At 42.0% G+C, this 20418-nt stretch carries 16 protein-coding genes; 5 read left to right on the top strand and 11 right to left on the bottom strand.

The window, feature by feature from the left end; genetic code table 11:
* The first annotated feature begins 378 nt into the window (after positions 1–378).
* The 3 genes from brnQ (at position 379) to FILTAD_RS05385 (ending at position 3914) form a co-directional block, all read left to right on the top strand.
* Positions 379–1689 (top strand): branched-chain amino acid transport system II carrier protein, encoded by a 1311-nt coding sequence (gene brnQ, locus FILTAD_RS05375; protein ID WP_124069489.1) that lies wholly within the window; start codon positions 379–381, stop codon positions 1687–1689.
* Positions 1690–1765: 76 nt separating this feature from the next.
* A complete protein-coding gene (locus tag FILTAD_RS05380) occupies positions 1766–2113 on the top strand; it encodes an SCP2 sterol-binding domain-containing protein (RefSeq protein ID WP_124069490.1) in 348 nt (115 codons plus the stop codon).
* A gap of 214 nt (positions 2114–2327) precedes the next feature.
* Complete coding sequence (locus FILTAD_RS05385; protein WP_124069491.1) at positions 2328–3914, top strand: SulP family inorganic anion transporter; 1587 nt, start codon at positions 2328–2330, stop codon at positions 3912–3914.
* 63 nt (positions 3915–3977) lie between these two features.
* Here the strand turns inward: FILTAD_RS05385 and FILTAD_RS05390 are convergent, their stop codons facing one another.
* The 4 genes from FILTAD_RS05390 to FILTAD_RS05405 form a co-directional block, all read right to left on the bottom strand.
* Complete coding sequence (locus FILTAD_RS05390; RefSeq protein WP_124069492.1) at positions 3978–5933, bottom strand: TRAP transporter permease; 1956 nt, start codon at positions 5931–5933, stop codon at positions 3978–3980.
* 40 nt (positions 5934–5973) lie between these two features.
* A complete protein-coding gene (locus tag FILTAD_RS05395; protein ID WP_238988154.1) occupies positions 5974–6975 on the bottom strand; it encodes a TAXI family TRAP transporter solute-binding subunit in 1002 nt (333 codons plus the stop codon).
* Positions 6976–7208: 233 nt separating this feature from the next.
* The gene (locus FILTAD_RS05400; RefSeq protein ID WP_124069494.1) at positions 7209–8315 is read right to left on the bottom strand and encodes an amidohydrolase; all 1107 of its coding nucleotides are present in this window, start codon (positions 8313–8315) and stop codon (positions 7209–7211) included.
* Positions 8316–8469: 154 nt separating this feature from the next.
* Positions 8470–9564 carry a glycosyltransferase gene (locus FILTAD_RS05405; RefSeq protein WP_160117567.1) on the bottom strand — a complete coding sequence of 365 codons (1095 nt, stop codon included), beginning with the start codon at positions 9562–9564 and terminating at the stop codon, positions 8470–8472.
* A gap of 314 nt (positions 9565–9878) precedes the next feature.
* Between FILTAD_RS05405 and FILTAD_RS05410 the strand changes: the two genes are divergently transcribed.
* Complete coding sequence (locus FILTAD_RS05410) at positions 9879–10778, top strand: C40 family peptidase (RefSeq protein ID WP_124069496.1); 900 nt, start codon at positions 9879–9881, stop codon at positions 10776–10778.
* 360 nt (positions 10779–11138) lie between these two features.
* Here the strand turns inward: FILTAD_RS05410 and FILTAD_RS05415 are convergent, their stop codons facing one another.
* From FILTAD_RS05415 to FILTAD_RS05440, 6 genes are all read right to left on the bottom strand, one after another.
* Entirely contained in the window at positions 11139–11318 is a 180-nt protein-coding gene (locus FILTAD_RS05415; protein ID WP_124069497.1) for a hypothetical protein, read from the bottom strand.
* 143 nt (positions 11319–11461) lie between these two features.
* Positions 11462–13150 carry a methyl-accepting chemotaxis protein gene (locus FILTAD_RS05420; protein WP_160117568.1) on the bottom strand — a complete coding sequence of 563 codons (1689 nt, stop codon included), beginning with the start codon at positions 13148–13150 and terminating at the stop codon, positions 11462–11464.
* A 373-nt stretch (positions 13151–13523) separates the two neighbouring features.
* The gene (locus tag FILTAD_RS05425) at positions 13524–14873 is read right to left on the bottom strand and encodes an ABC transporter substrate-binding protein (protein WP_415579412.1); all 1350 of its coding nucleotides are present in this window, start codon (positions 14871–14873) and stop codon (positions 13524–13526) included.
* 47 nt (positions 14874–14920) lie between these two features.
* A complete protein-coding gene (locus FILTAD_RS05430) occupies positions 14921–15739 on the bottom strand; it encodes a carbohydrate ABC transporter permease (RefSeq protein ID WP_415579411.1) in 819 nt (272 codons plus the stop codon).
* Positions 15736–16638 carry a carbohydrate ABC transporter permease gene (locus FILTAD_RS05435; protein ID WP_124069500.1) on the bottom strand — a complete coding sequence of 301 codons (903 nt, stop codon included), beginning with the start codon at positions 16636–16638 and terminating at the stop codon, positions 15736–15738. Before FILTAD_RS05435 ends, FILTAD_RS05430 begins: the two co-directional genes overlap by 4 nt.
* The gene (locus FILTAD_RS05440) at positions 16635–17768 is read right to left on the bottom strand and encodes an ABC transporter ATP-binding protein (RefSeq protein WP_124069501.1); all 1134 of its coding nucleotides are present in this window, start codon (positions 17766–17768) and stop codon (positions 16635–16637) included. Before FILTAD_RS05440 ends, FILTAD_RS05435 begins: the two co-directional genes overlap by 4 nt.
* Before the next feature lie 153 nt (positions 17769–17921).
* Here FILTAD_RS05440 and FILTAD_RS05445 point away from each other — a divergent pair, with 153 nt between their 5' ends.
* The gene (locus FILTAD_RS05445; protein ID WP_124069502.1) at positions 17922–18797 is read left to right on the top strand and encodes a glycerophosphodiester phosphodiesterase family protein; all 876 of its coding nucleotides are present in this window, start codon (positions 17922–17924) and stop codon (positions 18795–18797) included.
* A gap of 23 nt (positions 18798–18820) precedes the next feature.
* Here the strand turns inward: FILTAD_RS05445 and FILTAD_RS05450 are convergent, their stop codons facing one another.
* On the bottom strand, positions 18821–20329 hold the full coding sequence (locus FILTAD_RS05450; RefSeq protein ID WP_124069503.1) for a class I adenylate-forming enzyme family protein: 1509 nt from the start codon (positions 20327–20329) through the stop codon (positions 18821–18823).
* Positions 20330–20418: the final 89 nt, after the last annotated feature.

Consider the following 20418-nt stretch of genomic DNA (forward strand, 5'->3'; position numbering starts at 1 on the left):
TTGTCTGACCTCTTCTCATTTTACACGGATTGAAGTAAACCGTAAAACAAATCGTGTTTTTTTGCGATCATAAGGTCGTTGTTCCTCTTAAGGTAAGTTCTAAATACTCACTCTAATTACTTCTAATCAACCTATACCTTTTATATCGACAGTTCAATCTGAAAACGAATGCGAAATATGTCGAATAAGTGATACTGAAATCTACTGAAAACATTCCCTTTACAGCGGTATTTCATCAATTTATTTGTATTTGAAAAATAAATGAATACGCACTTTTCCTAACTTAGCGCTATATTTATTAGACAATTGACCCTATTTCGCGATATACTAATCTATGAAGTACTTAGTTAATAAGTCTAGTTGGGAGATGTCGTTTTAATGTCTATACAGAAGAATTTTGTCATCGGTCTTATGCTCTTCGCTTTGTTTCTTGGAGCTGGCAATATAATATTCCCGCCCTTACTTGGTCAAATGGCTGGGGACGACCTTTTCATCTCTATGATTGGATTTCTGATTACTGGAGTCGGCTTGCCTTTGCTCGCGATTCTTGCCATAGCCAATGCTGGAGGCGGCTTGCAAACGATTGCTAACCGAGTTAACCCAGTTTTTGGAATAGCTTTCACAATGATTGTGTACTTGGCAATCGGTCCTTTCTTTGGTATTCCAAGAACGGCTACTGTTTCCTATGAAATCGGTATCGCACCGTTCTTACCGGACACTGTAGCAGTCTCCAATTGGCCACTTGCAGTATTTACAGTCGTCTTTTTCATCATTACAATAGCGCTTGCGCTAAACCCTGCGAAACTAGTCGATCGCATCGGTAAAGTTTTGACACCTGTTCTGTTCTTGGTTATTGGTGCACTTGCTGTGAAAAGCATTGTAACGCCGATGGGTGATATTGGACAGCCGCAAGGGGATTATCTGACGAAACCATTTTTCCGTAGTTTTGTCGAAGGCTATTTGACAATGGATGTTATTGCAGCCCTTGTTTTCGGTATCGTCATCATTAACACCTTTAAAGCGGAAGGCGTTACAGGAAGCCGTGCACAAATGAAAGCCATGATCTTTGCTGGTAGTATCGCAGCAATCGGTTTGGCACTCGTATACATATCGCTAGGCTACATCGGTGCAACTAGTACCAGTGTAATCGGCATTCAAGAAAATGGCGGAACCGTTTTAGCGCTTGCCTCAAAAGTGTTATACGGGTCTTATGGATCGATCATTCTTGCGATTACAATCATTTTCGCCTGTTTAACAACATCTATTGGTCTTGTATCAGCGTGTGCGCAATATTTCAGTGAAGTAATGCCCCGTTTATCATACAAGACATTTGTTTTCATCTTTGCGATATTCAGTGCATTATTCGCGAATGTAGGTTTAACTCAGCTCATTGCTATTTCAATTCCAGTATTATTAATGATTTATCCACTAGCTATCGTTTTAGTACTTCTATCTTTTGTAGACAAATGGTTCGGAAGAAAGCCGGTCGTCTATATTATGGCTTTAGTTCCAACCGCTTTCGTCAGCATCTTCGACGGCTTGCTCGGTGCATCTATCGATGTTAAACCGGTCACATCGATACTATCCAATCTACCACTTTATGAACAACAGATTGGTTGGCTTGTTCCTGCGATAGTCGGCGCACTTATCGGTCTTGTACTTAGTCCACTATTTAAAAAACGGATATAATTTTCAAACACTTCAGCGTTTCTGTTCGAGTGATGATATACTGAATACTTATTCATTTTGATAAGGAGTGTTTATTTTGAATTTCGATGAAATGTCTATGGAATCCATTTGGAATGAAATCGATGCACAATTGAACGGCAATCCAGAACCGATTGCAAAGATGAACACGTCTTATTCTTTCGACTTGTCGGGTGAAGACGGTGGTATGTTCGGCTTAAAATTGTCGGAAGGCAAAGCTGAAACAATTATGGGGGATCCCGGTGAAGTCGAGTGTGCGCTTAAAATGAGTGTAAAAGATTTCAAGAAATTACTTGCGGGTAATTTGAATTCCACAGCCGCCTTCATGATGAGCAAATTGAAGGTAAAAGGCAATATCGGGCTTGCACTTAAACTTGAAAGTTTGTTAAAAGAATATGCTTTCTGAATGAAATGAAACGACTTCCAATTGAAAAGGGAGTCGTTTTTTTATTTCCGAAAGTATTGAGTCGAAGCAAATCACTAAAAACTTTCGTTTGTTCAATTTAGTAACCTAGTATTCCAAGTCGAATCCCTCTATCATCTATTGTCAGTCGAGAAAGTAATGTATATACTAGTAATAGGAAGATTGGCAAAAAATCGTCATTGATGGAGTGAGATTTATGTTCAAGGATAATCGCTTTCTTGATTATAATATGTCGGGCTTCCGCAAGGATTTAATTGCTGGGATTACTGTCGGTATTGTAGCCATTCCACTTGGGATGGCTTTTGCAATCGCTTCAGGCGTTAAGCCTGAATACGGGTTGTACACGACCATTATCGCGGGATTCCTAGTCGCATTACTTGGGGGTTCACGCTATCAAATTGCGGGCCCGACAGGCGCATTCATTCCTATTTTACTTGCAATTGTTCTCCAATATGGCTATGAGGATTTGTTACTGGCAGGATTCCTAGCCGGTATTTTCCTTGTCATTATGAGCTGTCTGGGTGTGAGCAATCTGATTCACTTCGTCCCCCGGTCTGTGACAATCGGATTCACTACAGGAATAGCCGTTATCATCTTTATGGGGCAGTTGGCTAACTTTTTCGGACTTTCAGGTCTGGAAGATAAAGAATTCTTTCATGAAAACATGATTGATCTATTTAGACAGTTCCATACGATTAACCTATACAGTATCGTTGTTGCTTTGATTGGACTTGTGGTCATTTTCGTTTTACCGAAGATTGCACCTAAAATACCTGTACTACTCGTCGCTCTTGTGATTCCTACAATTCTATCTTTCTTCTTTTTCCCTGGTAAAATCGAAACAATCGGTACCGCATTTGGTGGTATCCCACAGACACTTCCAACATTCCAATTTCCACATATTACATTGACGAAATTAGTAGATCTTTGGCAGCCTGCACTCATCATAGCCTCACTCGGTGCCATTGAATCGCTATTATCTGCAGTTGTTGCGGATGGGATGAAAGTTGGAGAAAAACATGACTCCAAACGAGAACTATTCGGCCAGGGGATTGCTAATATCATTACGCCTTTATTTGGTGGTATCCCGGCAACCGGTGCAATTGCAAGGACGGCTACCAATATTCGATCAGGCGCGGTCAGTCCATTATCAGGCGTTGTCCAAAGTGTCTTTGTTCTATCTTTCCTCTTGATTTTTGCACCTTACGCATCGTACATCCCACTTGCAGCGATGGCACCTATTCTTATGTTCGTCGCTTGGAATATGAGTGCACGGAAAGCGTTCACCCATATCCTATCGGTTCGTTCGGGTGACTCAATCGTTTTAGTAACAACGTTCTTACTTACGATCTTCATCAACTTAACGATTGCTGTCCAAGTAGGGATATTACTTGCCGCCCTGTCATTTCTTAAGAAAATGAGCGGCAAGCTTGTACTAAAAGAAGCGGAACTATCTGATGTCGAGATTGTTACATTCGGCAAGGACGGCACTGATTCACTTACGAAGTTTATCGTGGATGGTCCTCTTTTTTTCGGAACAGCAAAAGTGTTTGAAGATGTATACCCTTCTTTACTTCCAGCGGGAACGAAGAAAGTCATACTGGACTTGAAGCATTTGTCTGTCATGGATGCCACAGGTGAAGCTATACTTTATACATTACTTGAAGACGCTGAAAAAGCAGGGATACAAGTGATCATCAAACGATTGCCGAAGGATAAACTATCCCTTTTCAAAAAGAGTGGCCTTTATGAACGCATCGGTGAAAAGAACTTTTTCATGTAAGCTGTATTTTAGAGGTGGAAAAAAGGCTATCCATTTACTGGATAGCCTTTTTGTTGATGTAGTTTATACAACAAGCATTGTTGTATTTTTATCCCCATCCGGCCTTTTCTTTTGGATAAACCAGATAAGTGCTAACAGAACAATACCGATTCCACTTGTCAACGGTTCGGGAATGATAAGCATCAACCCCGCTCCAAACAAGATGATCCGTTCCCACATTTTCGAATTGCGGACAAAATAGCCGATGACGGCACTACTTACACCAATCATTCCTAGTAACGCTGTTGCAACACCGAGTATGAGCATAATTGGCGTTGCATTAACGAAGAGAAGAATTGGATTATAGATGAACACAAATGGGATGATGAAAGCGGCAATTGCCAGTTTCACGGCTGTAACCCCGGTTTTAAACGGATTTGCTTTTGCGATACCTGCACCCGCATAGGCTGCAAGACAAACTGGTGGCGTAATGTCAGCCACAATGCCGAAGTAAAAGACGAACATATGTGCAGCAATTGGAGCGACTCCAAACTCATTAATCAATGCAGGAGCGGCAATCGTCGCCGTCACAACATAATTTGCTGTCGTCGGCAGTCCCATGCCAAGTATGATACAGGCAATCATTGTGAAAATTAGGGCAAGAATTAGATGCCCGCTTGACAAAGCGATGATTCCTGAGGCAAACTTGGCGCCCAATCCTGTCATACTGACGACCCCTGCAATAATTCCGGCTGTCGCCACTGCCGCAATAACCGGCAATGCAACCCTTCCACCTTGCTCGAGTACATAGATGATTTTCTTGAAATTCATCCGTGAATCTTTTCGTACGAGTGAAACAAGGAATGCAGCAAGAATCCCGTAAAGTGCTGCACGTTGCGGAGTAGAACCAGTCATGATTGTGCCTATAATTACAAAAAGTGGTGTTAGCATATATCCATTTCGAATTATTATTCTTCTAAAAATCGGTAGTTCAGCTTTCGGTAAACCAAAAATCTTCAATCTTTTAGCTTCAAAATGCGTTCCGATGAAAATACCAGTAAAGTAGAGAATAGCGGGTATAAAGGCTGCCAACATAATAGTTGAATAGTTGACGCCTAGATACTCCATCATAATGAATGCCGCCGCCCCCATCATCGGAGGCATTACTTGGCCGCCTGTCGAAGCGGCAGCTTCAGTCGCCGCAGAGAACTCGGGTTTGAATCCTGCTTTTTTCATCATCGGAATGGTAAATGATCCTGTAGCAACTGTATTTCCAACAGAGCTTCCGGAAACTGTACCCTGCAATGCGCTAGCAACTACTGCCGCTTTCGCCGTGCCGCCTGTATACTTTCCCGTTAAAGAGAAAGCCAGATCATTGAAAAACTTACCGATTGGTGTATTCACAAGCAGCACGCCGAAGAATAGGAAAAGAAATATGAACTTTGCTGAAATTTGAATGGGTGTACCGAACACACCGCTTTCCTGATACCATAAGTTTGTCACAATGCGATCGACTGAAAATCCAGGATGGGACAAAATATGTGTGGGAATGTAGTTTCCAAAAACCGCATAGAGTATTGCCGTGCTTGCCACGATAACAATCGGTAGCCCGACTGTTCTTCTCGTCGCTTCCAGTACAAGTGCAATCCCCAGTAATGATATAATCATGTCGAGTGTGCTATAGCCTGAAATCCTACTTTGTAAAATTGATTCGAAAAAGAATATTTTATGGTATGTCACATACATTGCTGTAAATGCTAGAACGATGTCATACCAGGGTACAGTCTTTTGCGTCTTTCTCCATGCTTTTCTTGCAGGATAAAGAAGAAATACAATTCCTAACGCCGTTCCGAGATGGACGGCACCCTGCTTTTGAGAAGGGAGTACACCGAAGTATCCCGTATACAGATGAAAGATTGTGAGCGAAACACCAAGAAATGTGATGACCCATGCCCACTTTCCAATTTCGGTACGGAACTGGTTCTCCTTATCATACTTCTCAAGAATATCTTGCGCATCGACGACTTTTTGTTTTTTCATACTTCACTCCCTTCCTCCCATTAACCGCTATGCAATCGTATTATTTCACATCGTCAAAACTTTTGATTTTAAACTTTTCTCTAGTAACAATTTGAATAACTTCAGGATAAATATGACCGATGAACGCTGCGTTTTTCACTTCATTCCCTTTAAAATCTGCTTCTCCCGCCAGCGCTTGTTGAGCCGGTACATGAACCGACATGCCAAGGTCCATATGACCATCGCGAATGGATGAAAGGTTTTCAACCGAAGCACCTGTTTCCGTATTGGTTACATTCACTTTATCGATATATTTATTCCAAAGGTTAGCCATCTCGCCTCCAAGCGGATAATACGTTCCTCCTTGACTACCTGTCCCGAGAATGAATTCTTCTTTCCGATTACTTGCATCCGCAGTGAGTTTTGCTACTTCGTTGTCAACTGTCAATCCTTGTTCTTCATAATATCTTTTAGCACCCGGATGAATTAAGAGCCCTTCAGCACCTCTCAGTGCATTTTCCAGTGTCATTTGTTTTGCTTGTGCATGTGTATTTTCACTTGCATTTTCGATCATACTCTTAGCAATTTCATAGCCAAGTTCCTCGTCAATCGTATCTGTATTGCCTAGTAAAATTGCATAGGCAGTGACAGTTTCAACGTCTTCTTTCAGAAAATCGTATGTTTCTTTCGGTATAGTAAGCCTTTTATAACCAGAATTTTTTTCAATATGTGCTATCGCTTCATCTGACAGGCTAAGCATTTTCACATCACCAGCCGAAGCTTGTAAACTTTCGATACTGGCAGCTGGAAGCCCGAGAATCCCGATGGAAATATCGATATTGCCGTCCTGTACGCCGTCAGCCGCATCCCCGAAACCTTCTTGGTATGCCTTGAAATCACCATCCTCAATGCCATACGCTTCTAAAATCAGCTTAGATACATTATTCGTTTCGCTAGCCGGAGGACCTATTGCAATATTCTTGGTTCCACTGCCGCATGCTGAAAGTGTAAGGATCATTAGCAACACACCAATCACTAAACCGTACATCTTCTTTTTCCCCAACTCGTAACCTCCCCGAATCATTTTTTATATTTGTAGGTAATTACTAAACGAAAGAAAAACGTTTCTCTATGGACCTCTCCTTTCACTTTAATGAACTGAAGGTCGTAACTTATTATAGTAATGGTATGAGGGAGGTGATTGAAGTATTCAGACTACTGGCAGGATTACAGAATGAAATCAAAAAAGACCTCCCCACCTCACGACAGTTCGTGAAGTAGGAAGGTCTTCCCTTATTAACTTACTAAATAAGACGCCTTCTTTAATGTAGCTGCAAGGACACGTGCTCCGATATCGAGCGCGTCACGGTTGAATGTCATCATTGGGTGATGGAGACCGGGTCCGAGGTCCGCTCCGATGCCAATCATCGCTGCTTTTAATTCGGGATGGCTGATTGTATAGAAATGAAAATCATCGCTGCCTGAAGTAATGACGGCAGGTGCATAATTTTCTTCACCGACCGTCTCCACAATCGATTCCTGGGCAATCCGTGTCGCTTCTTCCGATACTTCCGCAGCAGGCGTGTAATCGCTCCATTTCATAGCAATCGATACACCATGCAGTTCGCTTATTGCCTCAATCCCAGTTGTAATGCGCTCTTTCAATTCACTCAACACTGTATTGGACTGCGATCTTGCATCGATCGCAAACTCCGCCGTTCCCGGGATAATATTAAGACTATCCCCACCGGCTTGAATTTTCGTCAGTTTCGCAGAATACGCATCATACGGTGAGAAGTGGATGGTCTTTACAAACTGCGCAATCGCAAAAAGCGGATCAAGCGCATTTTTACCTTGATGTGGACGCGCACCGTGTGCATCTGCCCCTGTAATCTTTCCTTCAAGAAACACCGCCGCCCCGTGATGAATGGCAGGTGACACTTTACCGAACGGAAGCTCTTCTTGTGGACGTAAGTGTACGCCAAATAAATGCGACACTCCATCGATGGCTCCTCTTTCAATCATCGCGTTTGCACCATTCCCTTTTTCTTCTGCCGGTTGGAAGATAAAACGGATGCGACTCCCCACTTGCTGTTCCTGTAAATAAGACAGGGCTCCCAATACCATTGCAATATTCGCATCGTGACCGCAGGAATGATTTGCCTTGTATTCGCCATCCACTTCTTGCCATAATGCATCGATATCTGCACGCACTGCGATAATTCGATCTCCTTCACCGATTTCAGCAACTAAACCGGTTACATCGTCAAATGGTTGATGCGTTACATTGAGATCCGTTAAAATCTCCGCAAGTTTCGCTGTTGTTTCTACTTCTTTCCAACTCACTTCAGGATTAGCATGAAAGTGATCGAACCAAGCACCTATTCTCTTCTCTACTGTCAATTAAAACACTCCTCCCCTATCGCAATTCGGCTTCATTGTTAATGAATACTTCACATCTTTCAGAATAACCTATCACGAAAAAAAAAACAGCCAAGAAATACACTTGGCTGTAACTATCTTTAGTATTCTCTTTCCTAGAAAAAAGGTTTTTAAATTAGATTTTCCCAGCCTTATGATAAATCGACAACAAGGCTTGTAAAATGCTATCGAAAGAATTAGCGGTCACTCTTTGCTGAACTGCCACTTCATTAATTGAGAGCATCGTTGGGTCCAAAGCTTTCTTAAGTCCTTCTGCTAACGATACGGTATTCTTCGGTTCGACTAGAATGCCGGCTCCGTCGCTTAACAAGTACGAAAGACCCCCCACATCAGTTGCAACTACTTTTGTCCCTGTAGCCATCGCTTCCAAAGCGACAAGACCAAATCCCTCATGATGCGAGGGAAGGGCAACTATATCCGCGGCGGACATCCATCGCGCCAAGTCGGCCTGTCCAACAGCCGACTTGAAATGAATACCTTCCACTTTTCTTTCCTGGATAAACGACTGCAATTCCTCGACAAAAGCGGTATCTTTTTGAGATCCTACCAGATACAACGCTGCATTAGGTGTAGTCGACTTTACCATTTCAAATGCTTCGACAAGTTCCAACAGACCCTTTGCTTTAATAACATTCCCCACAAACAGAATAACCTTTTCTTCTATAGATAGATTTAGCTCTTCCCTTACTTCTTTTTTCGCAGCAGGTTTAAAAATGGTCGTATTAACGCCCATGCTCAAAATATGTACTTTACTTTCCGGAACGCCAAAACGCAGAATAACATCATTTTTCAGTTTCTCACCAACTACGATGACTGCCTCACCCTGCTGTAATATCTTTCTTGTAAAGTTCCTAATTCGAACATTCTTCGCGGCCATCTTATCGATATCACCGCCATGGACTGTAACAACATACGGAATCCCCAGCATTTTTTTACCTACTAGCGATAGTACCCCTGTTGGGAATGCGTAATGTGCATGTGTAAGTGCTAGTTGTTTCCGATTCTTCAACATGTATATGCATGAACGGAGAAACCACGACATGTATTTCTTTAATGCTGTTAGCTTCCCTTTATCGGGATTATCTATCGCAATAACATCGACAGCTTGTCCCGCCGATTGAAGAAGATCGACTTGATTCTTAACAAAAAGCCCAAATGTGGGATGTTGCTTTGATGGATACATATTACTAAAAACGACTATTTTTTTCATTTCATTATCATCCCATCTTTTTTCCTTACAAATTATACTTATTACCATTATCATTCGATTATAGCATACTGCCTCAAATTCAACCGTGTATGCCTTAGATTACACAAATGTATTGTACTATCGCTTTTGGGCGTATGTAAATAAGCCATTTGACATCTTACAAACCCCGTCAAATAGCCATTTTCGAACAACTAAATATCTTGTAATATTATTGTAATGTTATTGTAATCGAAATAGAGGTTTAGCTATGCTAAGATGTTCTCAGACATAGCACACTATAATGTATATGTGCGAAAGGGGATTTTGAGAACTTTATGAAACGTTTTTTATTTTTAGTTTTAGCAAGTCTACTTATTTCAACGTCCGTTCCAGCCATGGCATCAGCAAATTCATCTACTTCTCTTATAAATACGGCCCGTAATTACATGGGAACACCTTATTCATATGGTGGGACAACCCCATCAGGCTTTGATTGTTCAGGATACATCCAATATGTATTCAACAAAGCAGGACAATCTGTTCCAAGAACGACAGGTCAACAATATGCTTCAGGTAAAGTAGTTTCAAAAAGTAATCTTCAAACAGGGGATCTTGTCTTCTTCAATACAAGCGGAAGCGGTGTCTCCCACGTTGGGATTTATATCGGTTCTAGCAACTTCATTCATGCTTCTACAAGCAGAGGCGTTATGATTTCGTCAATTAACGATCCTTACTATTGGGGTAGCCGCTATATCGGAGCTCGACGTGTAGCTAATTTTACTTCTTCAGCTGTTACTCAAGTTTCTAAACAAAAAGCCGAAGTTAAATACGCAACTCGGGCAGAAATTGCTGAAATTCTGGCAGAAAAGCTCAACTTGAAAAATAATGGTTCAGAATCAGCATTTACTGACGTTTCATCAAATCATCCAAATTCAGCGGCAATCGTCTCTGTTGCAGCGGCTGGTATATTCACTGGTAACAGCTTAGGAGAATTTAACCCAGATGACTATCTTACACGCGCACAACTTGCCAAAGTACTTGTTGAAGCATTTAATCTTCAAGGAAAAACGGATTCCTCTTTTAAAGACGTTTCTGCAACATATTGGGCAAAAGGATATATAAATACACTTTATTATCACAACATCACAACTGGTTATGGAAATGGAAACTTTGGTATAAATGATAAAGTTACGGCAAACCAATTCAAGACTTTCATGAACCGTATCAAGAATTGATCCTTTAGAAACAAGTAATCCATTTAGTGAAATACAAATTGCATGTAGTACCTGAATTGCGTTCGCCCGCTTCTGATAGAGAAGCAGGCGAACGTTTTTCTATCCCAAAAATAACCTATATATGTTGACATAAAGAATCCTTTCAACAGCGCTTGGTGCTTGTGGTAGCCACTCAAAATTAGCGAGGGTCAGAAGACCGCTGTCAGTCATATTGCTTTGGCTACCCCAGTAAGGCGTCTTCGCTGGAGTTTATATAGAACCATTAGTTCAACATATATCGTATTGCTTATACAAATCACGTTCACGGAATTCAATGTCCTCAGAAAGTACTGACTCAAGTTAAATGATAGTACTTACGCATCACTTCTTTTTATCAGCGGTCGTATTTTCACCGTTTTCTGCGGTATCCTTAAATTGTTCTACTTGTTTCTCTATACTTTGCTTCGGCTCGAAATCAGGATAGGGCTCCTCTTTCGGCATTCCTGTGAATTCTTTGTTGTCTTGATTCTTTGATTGCTCTTGATGATTTTTTTCATTCATAATTAGTCGCTCCTTATTTGGTGATATACCTATTGGGATACCCTAAAAACTGCTTGTTAACCATTTTGGATTTTGACTTCGTTCAAAACTTAAAAAGCGAACAACAATGTCCATTAGACATTATTGTTCGCTTTTTACTTTTGTTATACCCTGAAATGTTTCATTTCAACCTGTAATTCTTCTGCAAGTTTTGCAAGTGTCTGGGCGCTTACCGATATCTCTTCTGTAACCGCCAATTGTTCTTCTGTAGCGGCGCTTGTGTCGCTTGCTCCGGCGGCGGCTTGCCCACTTAAGTTCTGGATTTCGTTTGCGCCGTTTGTCACTTCATCGGCCATTGCTTGTATTTCCTCAATGGCTGCCGATACTGTTTCGACTTTTGAGGCTACATCGCCAACAGCGTCCTGTATTTCTTCGAAAACGACACGTGATTGTTCAGTCGCTGTAATTCCTGCTTCGACACGTTCGCCTCCGGCAGTAATGGACGTGACTGCCCTTTGTGAAGCATTTCTGATCATCGTTACCATTGCCCCGATTTCAGATGCCGACGTTTTAGATTGCACCGCAAGTTTCCGAACTTCCTCCGCAACCACTGCGAAACCTTTTCCGTATTCCCCGGCACGCGCCGCTTCTATCGCAGCATTCAATGCGAGAAGATTCGTTTGCTCGGCAATGGCGGTAATAAGAGTTGTGATTGACTGTATTTCATCAGAATGGCTGGCCATTTCATTCATAATTTCAGAAGACTCCTGAATAGTAGAATGGATTGTTGACATTTGCGCTGATACTTCCCCTACCACGTTCGAACCTTTTGTAACAAGGTTCGTCACCATTTCCGCGGATTGTAGCATTTCTTCATTGCTACTGCCTATTTCAGCAACACCTAGCGATAACTCTCCCATAGATGAAACGGACTGACTGATAATCCGCTGTTGTTCTTCACTGCCAATCATCTGGTTTTCAGCGGATTTGGCAACCATTTCGGAGGTCGCATAGCTCTCTTCGGAACTTGCTGATAGCCTTTCCGATTGGACGGCCAATTGGAGTGCGGTTGTATTAATTTTCCGTACCATATTTGCGACATCCGTTCCCATTGTATTGAATGCAGTCGCCATTTCACCGATTTCATCTTTATTTTTCACTTTGAGCAAATCTATCGTTAGATTTCCTTTTGCAATTTCATTCAACCCTTCCGTCACAATACGGACGGGACGAGAAATACTGCGGCTAATAATAGTGGAAATGACAATTCCTGCAATGGTCGCAAACGCGACTAGTCCAATTATAAGATAGATAAGCCCCAACGTGAACGCATTTAGATCAGAACGTGTTTTCTTTAGCTCTGCATATTGGATATCCTTTATTTGTTCAGCTTTTTCCAATACTTTATCGCCCACTGTCGCTGACGCACGACCATACTCCACTGCTTTTAGTTCCTTTTCTTCTTCGATACTTTTAACGATGTTTTGTTGCAAGTCCAAAAACTTAGTGCGTGCCTCTTTCATTTCTTCCATAAGTACCTTTGTTTGTGCTTGTCCTAGAAGTCCATCTAATTTGTTAATCAATTCATCTGAGCGTGTCATATGTTCTGTACGTGCCTCTAAATAGGACTTATCTTTAAATAATAAATAACCACGCACATCATCTTGAATTTCATTTTGTTTTAAAATAAGTTCATCTACTGCATTCACTTTTTCAATGCGGTCGTCCAACAAGACTTTGTATTCCGAGTTTAAACGAAGTGAACTCCACAACCCCATTGCCCCTACAGCGACAAGTAACAATAGAATTGTCGCAAAGCCGAACCATAACTTCTTCGCCACAGTAAATTTCATCATATCCCCCCACTATCTTTATCCCTACTTGAATTATATAACTATTTATGCAGAATAGCATTACCTTTTTACCACTTCTAAATATACTGAGTTCGATGCACTCGCCTATTTTATAACGTCGAAAGCATAAGCATTGGTTTTGGTGACAATGAGTACGTTATTGATACCTATGTATAGTGAATCATATGGGCTTAGTTTGCAGAAAACGTTGGTAGGTTCGCGATTTTGTTGGGGGTGGCGATATGTTGTGTAGTGTGGCTAAATACTTTGTAGGGTCTTTTTCAGTTAACCCCGTGTATGCATAATTGCAATATAAATACGAGGCCCTCCGTTTGCGATTTCGCAAGCGAGGACCTCGTTGTTCTACTGCATTTTATTTCTTCGTTTTATTGGCAATCTCCATCGCGCGATTTGTTCCTTCTGCAGCTTGATCGAGTACTTCTTGTGGGTCCGCGCCTTGGTATAGATCCTCTAATGCTGTGACAATTTGCTGTCTGGATTCGGGGAATACTGAAATGAGTGCTCCTTGTGTTGCAATCCCCGGCACAGTGTCTTGCAGCTGTTCAACTGTTACTTTGAATTGCGGGAATTCAGCCCATTTTTCTTTTACGTTTTCTTCGTCATATGCTTTTGGATTGATGGCAAAATAACCGGTGTCGAGATGCCACTTCGCTTGCACTTCTGGTGTCGTCATGTATTTCATGAATTCCCATGCCGCCTCTTGCTCGTTTTCGGCAATTCCTTTTGACATCCAAAGAGATGCGCCACCTATGACGACTCCGTTGCGCTGCACTTCATCCGCATATGGAATGTACGCTACACCTACGTCAAACGGTGCATTTGCAATGGCACCTGCAACGCCTGCCGAGGAATCCATATACATCGCAACTTTTTGAGATGCGAAAGCTGCGCGGATATCGTCCCAGTTTGTTCCGAAGTTACCGAATGTACCTGCTTTATTCATTGTATCTAAGAAGTTAAATACGTTCAGCCCTTCAGGACCGTTGAAAAGGGCTTCTGTTGCGTCACCTGAGCGCCCATTGTCTTCATTGACATAGAGACCGCCCTGCGTTGCAACTAGTTGTTCAAAGAACCAGCCGTATGTCAGCATTGAAAAACCAAACATGTCGTCAGTTTTCAATTTTTCAGCAGTAGCTATCACCTCTGAAAAGGTTTCCGGTGCTTTTTCAGGATCAAGTCCTGCTTTCTCAAACGCTGTTTTATTGTAAATCATGACGGGTGTTGACGAGTTGAACGGCATTGAATAAAGCTCGCCATCCACTTTGTAGTAATTCAAGATGTTTTGTTCCAGTGTAGATAGGTCAAAATTATCTTTGTCGATGAATGATTGCACCGGCTCGATATAGCCACTATCGATCATATATTTCGTACCTACTTCAAACACCTGGGTAATCGCGGGTGCATCCTTTGTCCCGCCTACACTGCGGAGTTTTGTTAAGGATTCCTCATACGTACCTTGGAATTCAGCCTTCACTTCATACTTATCTTGCGACTCGTTGAATCCTTCTACAATTGCATCAAGTGACTCCTGGCCCGTTCCGGACATGGCATGCCAAAATTCGATGGAGACTTTACCGGCAGTTTCGTCTGTGCCCGGTTTGTCTTCATTCGATTTTTCGTCATTCGTATTACTGTCGCTATTCGTACATGCAGTTAATACAGCCAAACTTAAGATCAGAATCCAAAACAATGATGATTTCAATAGGTTTCTCATTCTTTTAAGCACCCCGCTCTTCATTTTTATGGACATCATTTAAGTGCACCTTGAGACAACCCTTTCTGCAATTGCTTTTGTCCGAGAAACAGCAATAACAGCGTAGGAATGATTACTACAATTACACCAGCCATGACCACCCCCCAATCTGTCGACATTTCTTGGGATTGCAATTGTTTCAAACCGATTTGTACTGTCCGTACTGAACTATTTGTCGTAATCAGCAACGGCCATAGATACATATTCCATGTAGTGAGGAAACCATATGCCCCGAGTGTGACCAGGCTTGTTTTCGACACGGGTAAAATGACACGCCAGAAAAAGGCGAACCGGCTCAAGCCAGCAATTTGTGACGCTTCATGCAACTCTTTCGGAATGGTCTTGAAATGCTGTCTGAGTAAAAACGTACCGAAAGCAAGCGCGAAAAATGGAATCGTGAGGCCCTGATAGGTATTAAGCCAATCCAACTTCTGGATAGTGAAAAAGTTCGGTATCATCGTCGCTTCCCATGGAATCATCATTGTTGAGATGAACACGAAGAAGATGAAGTCCCGCCCTTTGAACGGCATGAATACAAATGCGTATGCTGCCAGACTACAAACTAAAAGCTGGCCGAACATGACGCCGACAGATACAACAAAGCTGTTCACCAAGTATTTGACTAACGGAAGTCTGTCAAATACCTTGAAATAATTATCCAAACTGAATGATTGCGGGAAAAACTTCCCTTGTAAAATTTCCGGTCCCGTCATGAATGAAATCATGAACGCATACAATACCGGGAAAAACACAAGCAGTGAAGTGACTGTTAATAGAAAGTAAATCCAGATCTTTTTCGGCAAACTAATTGTCATTGGTAATGCACCTTCCTTTCACCAAACTTGAATTGAAGGATGGTGACAATAAGAATGATTATGAACAGAATGACTGCCTGCGCACTGGCGGTTCCGAATTGATAATTGATGAATGCTTCACGGTAAATCGAATAGACAATCAGATTTGTCGATTGGGAAGGACCGCCTTTCGTCAAAATATCAATTTGCCCGAATGACTGGAATGCATTGATGAGCGATATGGTGATGATGAAAAATAATGTAGGTGACAGCATCGGTATCGTTATCCGGCGCAATCTGTAAAAATACCCTGCTCCATCTATTCGGGAACTTTCGTACAGATGTTCATCGATATTTTGTAGACCACCTAGTAAGATAAGAAACGAAAAACCGGTATTCATCCAAATCGTTGAAATGGATACTGAAATCAACGCCCATTCCGGGTCTAGAAGCCACTGAATCTGCGGAAAATTCAACACGCTGAGCACACGATTGAAGACGCCTACACTCGGATGAAACAAAAACAGCCAAATCACAGAAGATGCCGCAACCGAAATACCCATCGTTGACGAATAAACCGTTCGAAAGAAGCCGATTCCTTTTAACTTTTCATTCGCCAAAAGCGCGAAAAACAATGCGATAATAATTCCAATCGGCACGGTATATAAAACAAACAACACCGTAGCTTTCATGCTATTTAAAAATGCAGATGACTCTAGTAAGTAAGCAAAGTTTTCAAAACCGACATGAAGGGCGGCTTCCCCATTTTGATTCGTTAGGAAGAAACTTAGGTAAATCGTTCTGAACATCGGGTAGAATACGAACACCGAAAAAAGGATGACAGATGGCAACAGGTAGAGAAACGCCGTTCTGGCATTTCCCGTTCTTCTCCAAATCCCCGGCTTCACATGCGTATTCATAGAAGTACCTCTTTGCCAAAAACAAAGTTACCAAGATCTGTCGGCTTTTTGATCAATTCACCTGTGTCTGCTTCAAAAATACAAAGTGATCCGGTATCTATGAGAATCGGAATTCTATCTCCACTATCGATATGCCATTGACCGCTCCATTTAGCCATCCACTCATTGCCGCCCAATTCAAATGAAAATACCGTTTCGTTTCCTAAAACTTCTACATTCGTGACTTCCACATAGAACTTATCAGCTTCAGGTGTATCTTTTGTTGCGGGTCGTAAATGTTCCGGCCTTATGCCTGCAATCAGTTCGGAACTTGGATGGCTATAGTTTTCATTAGCAGGAAGGGCTAAATGCCAGGTATCCCCGATGAGTAGCGTAGATGACACGCTATCGTTCTTTGCACTTGCTAAATTCATAGGAGGTGAACCGATGAACGTAGCTACAAATGGATTGGCAGGATTATTATAAATGTCAATTGGTTTACCGACTTGTTGAATTTTTCCTTCGTGAAGAATCATGATGCGATCTCCCATTGTCATCGCTTCGACTTGATCATGCGTTACGTAGATCATCGTGATACCGAGCGTTCGCTGAATCCGTCTGATTTCCATACGCATATGCGCACGTAATTTTGCATCTAGGTTTGATAGCGGCTCATCCATTAAACAAATGGGCGATTCACTTACAATGGCACGGGCCAATGCGACACGCTGCCGCTGACCACCTGATAGTTCACGAGGTTTACGTTGCAGAAATTCCGTAAGCCCCAGCATTTCTGCTACATCTTCTGCTCGTTTTTGTTGAACAGGCTTTTTCACTTTTTTCACATCAAGTCCGAATGCAATATTTTGTTGGACCGTAAGATGGGGATAGAGCGCATAGTTTTGAAAGACCATCGATAATTCGCGTTTATTGGGCGGCAAACCATTCGCCACTTTGTCGCCGATTTTAAGCGTGCCGCTCGTAATTTCCTCTAACCCTGCAATCATTCGAAGCATTGTACTTTTTCCGCAACCAGAAGGGCCAACAAGTACGAAAAATTCTCCAGGTTCAATCGTCACGTTTATACCGGAAATGACGTCAATTTGTTTATCGTATGATTTAGACAGGTCAATAAGTTCCACTCTCTTCACGCGATTCAGCTCCTTTTGTCAGTAAACCGGGTTATCACTTTCCACATTATTCACATTACTCTGTTACTCTATATATATATGTTTCGATAGAAGGAGGCGTTTCACCTTCCTATTTACAAAGTCTTTACAATTAGATTGGGAGGTACATTTGCAATGAAAAAAATTTTTTTATTCATTGTTCTATTATTTGCCTATGGTTGTATATTTCCATCGGCAAATCGAGCCACTTTACCGGACGATGAATTCCTCGTTATCGCCCACCGTGGTGCTTCCGCTTATGCGCCCGGACACACACTTGCAGCTTATGAACTTGCGCAGCGAATGGGGACGGATTATATCGAACTTGATTTGCATTTGACTAAAGACGGAAAACTTGTCGCTTTACATAATACGGTAGTTAATCTACGGGACAAAGAACATTTGGTGGCAAACATCAATTTCGACGAACTTCAGCTTTATTTCCCAGGAAATGAGTTCAACAAAAATAACCCGGAGTATGCATTACCTGAATTCGAACGGCTGCCCGTTGTCGATTTTGAAACAATTCTTGACCATTTTGGGGACACGGTGAATTATTACATCGAAATAAAATCCCCGAAATCGTATCCAGGTATAGAAAAGAAGGTCGTCCGCCAGTTAAGGAAGCATGACCTCATAGGCAGGGATGACCTACTACCGAAAGTAATCATCCAATCCTTTGGAGAAACTAGTCTCCGAAAAATATTCGCTATGGAACCTTCCATTCCGTTAATTAAACTATATGCATTCGACAAAATAGCTTCATTATCAAAAAAGGAACGGCAGCAACTCGTGCAATATGCGGCTGGCGTGGGGGTGAACGCAAAGACAGTGACAAATGCATTCGTCGAAACCATGCATCAAGAAGGATTGCATGTCCATCCTTATACAGTGAATAATGAAAAAATGATGCGAACGCTCAAGGAACTTGGCGTAAATGGCCTATTTACGGATAAACCCGATTTGGCGATTCGTGTAAAAAAGAACAAAAGCAGTATGGACTCTGATTGAGTTCCATACTGCTTATTTAATGTTTATGCTTTTATAGGTTCACGTAACGTCATTTTCAATACTTTGCCGCTCGCATTCCGTGGAAGGGTGTCAAGAAACTCAATTACAGCCGGAATTTTGAAAGAGGCAAGTCGTTCTTTGCAAAAATCGATGACAGCTTGTTCCGTAAGTGTCTTGCCTTCTTTTAATACGACGAAAGCTTTAGGAACTTCACCATAAATTTCATGCGGTATGCCAATGATTGCTGCCTCAAGCACCTCCGGAATCGCATACAAGGCTTCTTCCACTTCTACTGGATAGATATTTTCTCCACTGCGGATGATCATATCTTTTTTACGGTCGACTATATATAGTAAGCCTTCTTCATCAAAACGACCGAGATCTCCGCTATACATCCAACCATCCTTCAATGATCGTGCCGTTTCATCATCGTTTTTCAAATAACCTTTCATTACTTGGGGTCCTTTCACAACAATTTCACCGACTTGCTCCACGTCCAGCTGGCGCCCAAACTCATCAACCACTTTAACCTCGGTTTGTGGAAGCGGTTCGCCCACTGACCCGATTTTGGATATAGCAAAATGATCTTTCAGCGTCGTTGCAGCTGGGGAATTTTCCGTTTGCCCATACAAGTTCTGCACATTTACCTCCGGGAACAACGCTTTCACTTTTTTCACCAGTTCATAAGGCATCGGCGCGGCCCCGTAGCAGAACAGTCGCATATCGGGCAACTTCGCTTCTTTTAGGGCAGGTGTGTTAAGAAGAATGCTGTACATTGCAGGTACGCCAAAAAAGATTGTCGCATGTTTCTGCTCCATGGTGCGAATTGTCGCTTCAGGAGAGAATGCCTCTTCAATAATGACCATTCCCCCTTTAAAAATGACGGGAATGCTAAACACATGGCTCGCTGCACAATGAAAGAGCGGCGTTACAATATGCATTCGGTCTTGGGCGGTCATCTCCATCGATTCACTCCAGATTTCCGCTACCGCCGAAACATTTCGATTCGTCAACATAACCCCTTTGGGACGTCCAGTCGTACCTGACGTATAAAAGACAACGGCTGTATCATTGTCTGTCGCTTCATGTATTTTTGCGGAACGTGGGTTGCCGTCAATGATTTCTTCGAATTTCCCGGGTAATTGTCCGATGACGATTTGATCTTGTAAAGCGGGCAACTTGCCTTTTAGTGAATCCATTACATGTGCAAGCCGCTCATCATAAATAATCCCGCGTGCCTCCGAATGGGTCAAAATATACGCTGTTTCCGTGGCAGTTAGCTTTGTATTAATGGGCAACACAGTGAATCCTCCAATTTGGCAGGCATAGTAACCAATCAAAAACGAATCGGAGTTCATCAAATAAAGTGCGAGAATGTCATTTTTTCCATAACCTAGTTCTTGAAAGTAACTCGCCAAGTTTTCTGCTTTTCGGTAAAAGTCTCCATATGAAGTTACTTTTCCTTTAAATGAAGTGATGCACTTTTCAGGGTTCGATTTGGCAACCAGTTTCAACTTCTCCGCTATATACATCCGCAAATCCCCTTTCTTCTTACTTTTATAGTATACAGTTACTAGACTATTATGAGTAGTTCAATAACCATTTGCGAGGGTACTACAAT

The sequence above is a fragment of the Filibacter tadaridae genome, from assembly GCF_900609045.1.
Classification (GTDB): Bacteria; Bacillota; Bacilli; order Bacillales_A; family Planococcaceae; genus Sporosarcina; species Sporosarcina tadaridae.

Excerpts from the sequence above, each read along its gene's own strand:
- brnQ (WP_124069489.1), top strand. The coding sequence starts at position 379 with ATGTCTATACAGAAGAATTTTGTCATCGGTCTTATGCTCTTCGCTTTG.
- FILTAD_RS05385 (WP_124069491.1), top strand. The coding sequence starts at position 2,328 with ATGTTCAAGGATAATCGCTTTCTTGATTATAATATGTCGGGCTTCCGC.
- FILTAD_RS05390 (WP_124069492.1), bottom strand. The coding sequence starts at position 5,933 with ATGAAAAAACAAAAAGTCGTCGATGCGCAAGATATTCTTGAGAAGTAT.
- FILTAD_RS05405 (WP_160117567.1), bottom strand. The coding sequence starts at position 9,564 with ATGAAAAAAATAGTCGTTTTTAGTAATATGTATCCATCAAAGCAACAT.
- FILTAD_RS05410 (WP_124069496.1), top strand. The coding sequence starts at position 9,879 with ATGAAACGTTTTTTATTTTTAGTTTTAGCAAGTCTACTTATTTCAACG.
- FILTAD_RS05415 (WP_124069497.1), bottom strand. The coding sequence starts at position 11,318 with ATGAATGAAAAAAATCATCAAGAGCAATCAAAGAATCAAGACAACAAA.
- FILTAD_RS05420 (WP_160117568.1), bottom strand. The coding sequence starts at position 13,150 with ATGAAATTTACTGTGGCGAAGAAGTTATGGTTCGGCTTTGCGACAATT.
- FILTAD_RS05430 (WP_415579411.1), bottom strand. The coding sequence starts at position 15,739 with ATGACAATTAGTTTGCCGAAAAAGATCTGGATTTACTTTCTATTAACA.
- FILTAD_RS05435 (WP_124069500.1), bottom strand. The coding sequence starts at position 16,638 with ATGAATACGCATGTGAAGCCGGGGATTTGGAGAAGAACGGGAAATGCC.
- FILTAD_RS05445 (WP_124069502.1), top strand. The coding sequence starts at position 17,922 with ATGAAAAAAATTTTTTTATTCATTGTTCTATTATTTGCCTATGGTTGT.
- FILTAD_RS05450 (WP_124069503.1), bottom strand. The coding sequence starts at position 20,329 with ATGTATATAGCGGAGAAGTTGAAACTGGTTGCCAAATCGAACCCTGAA.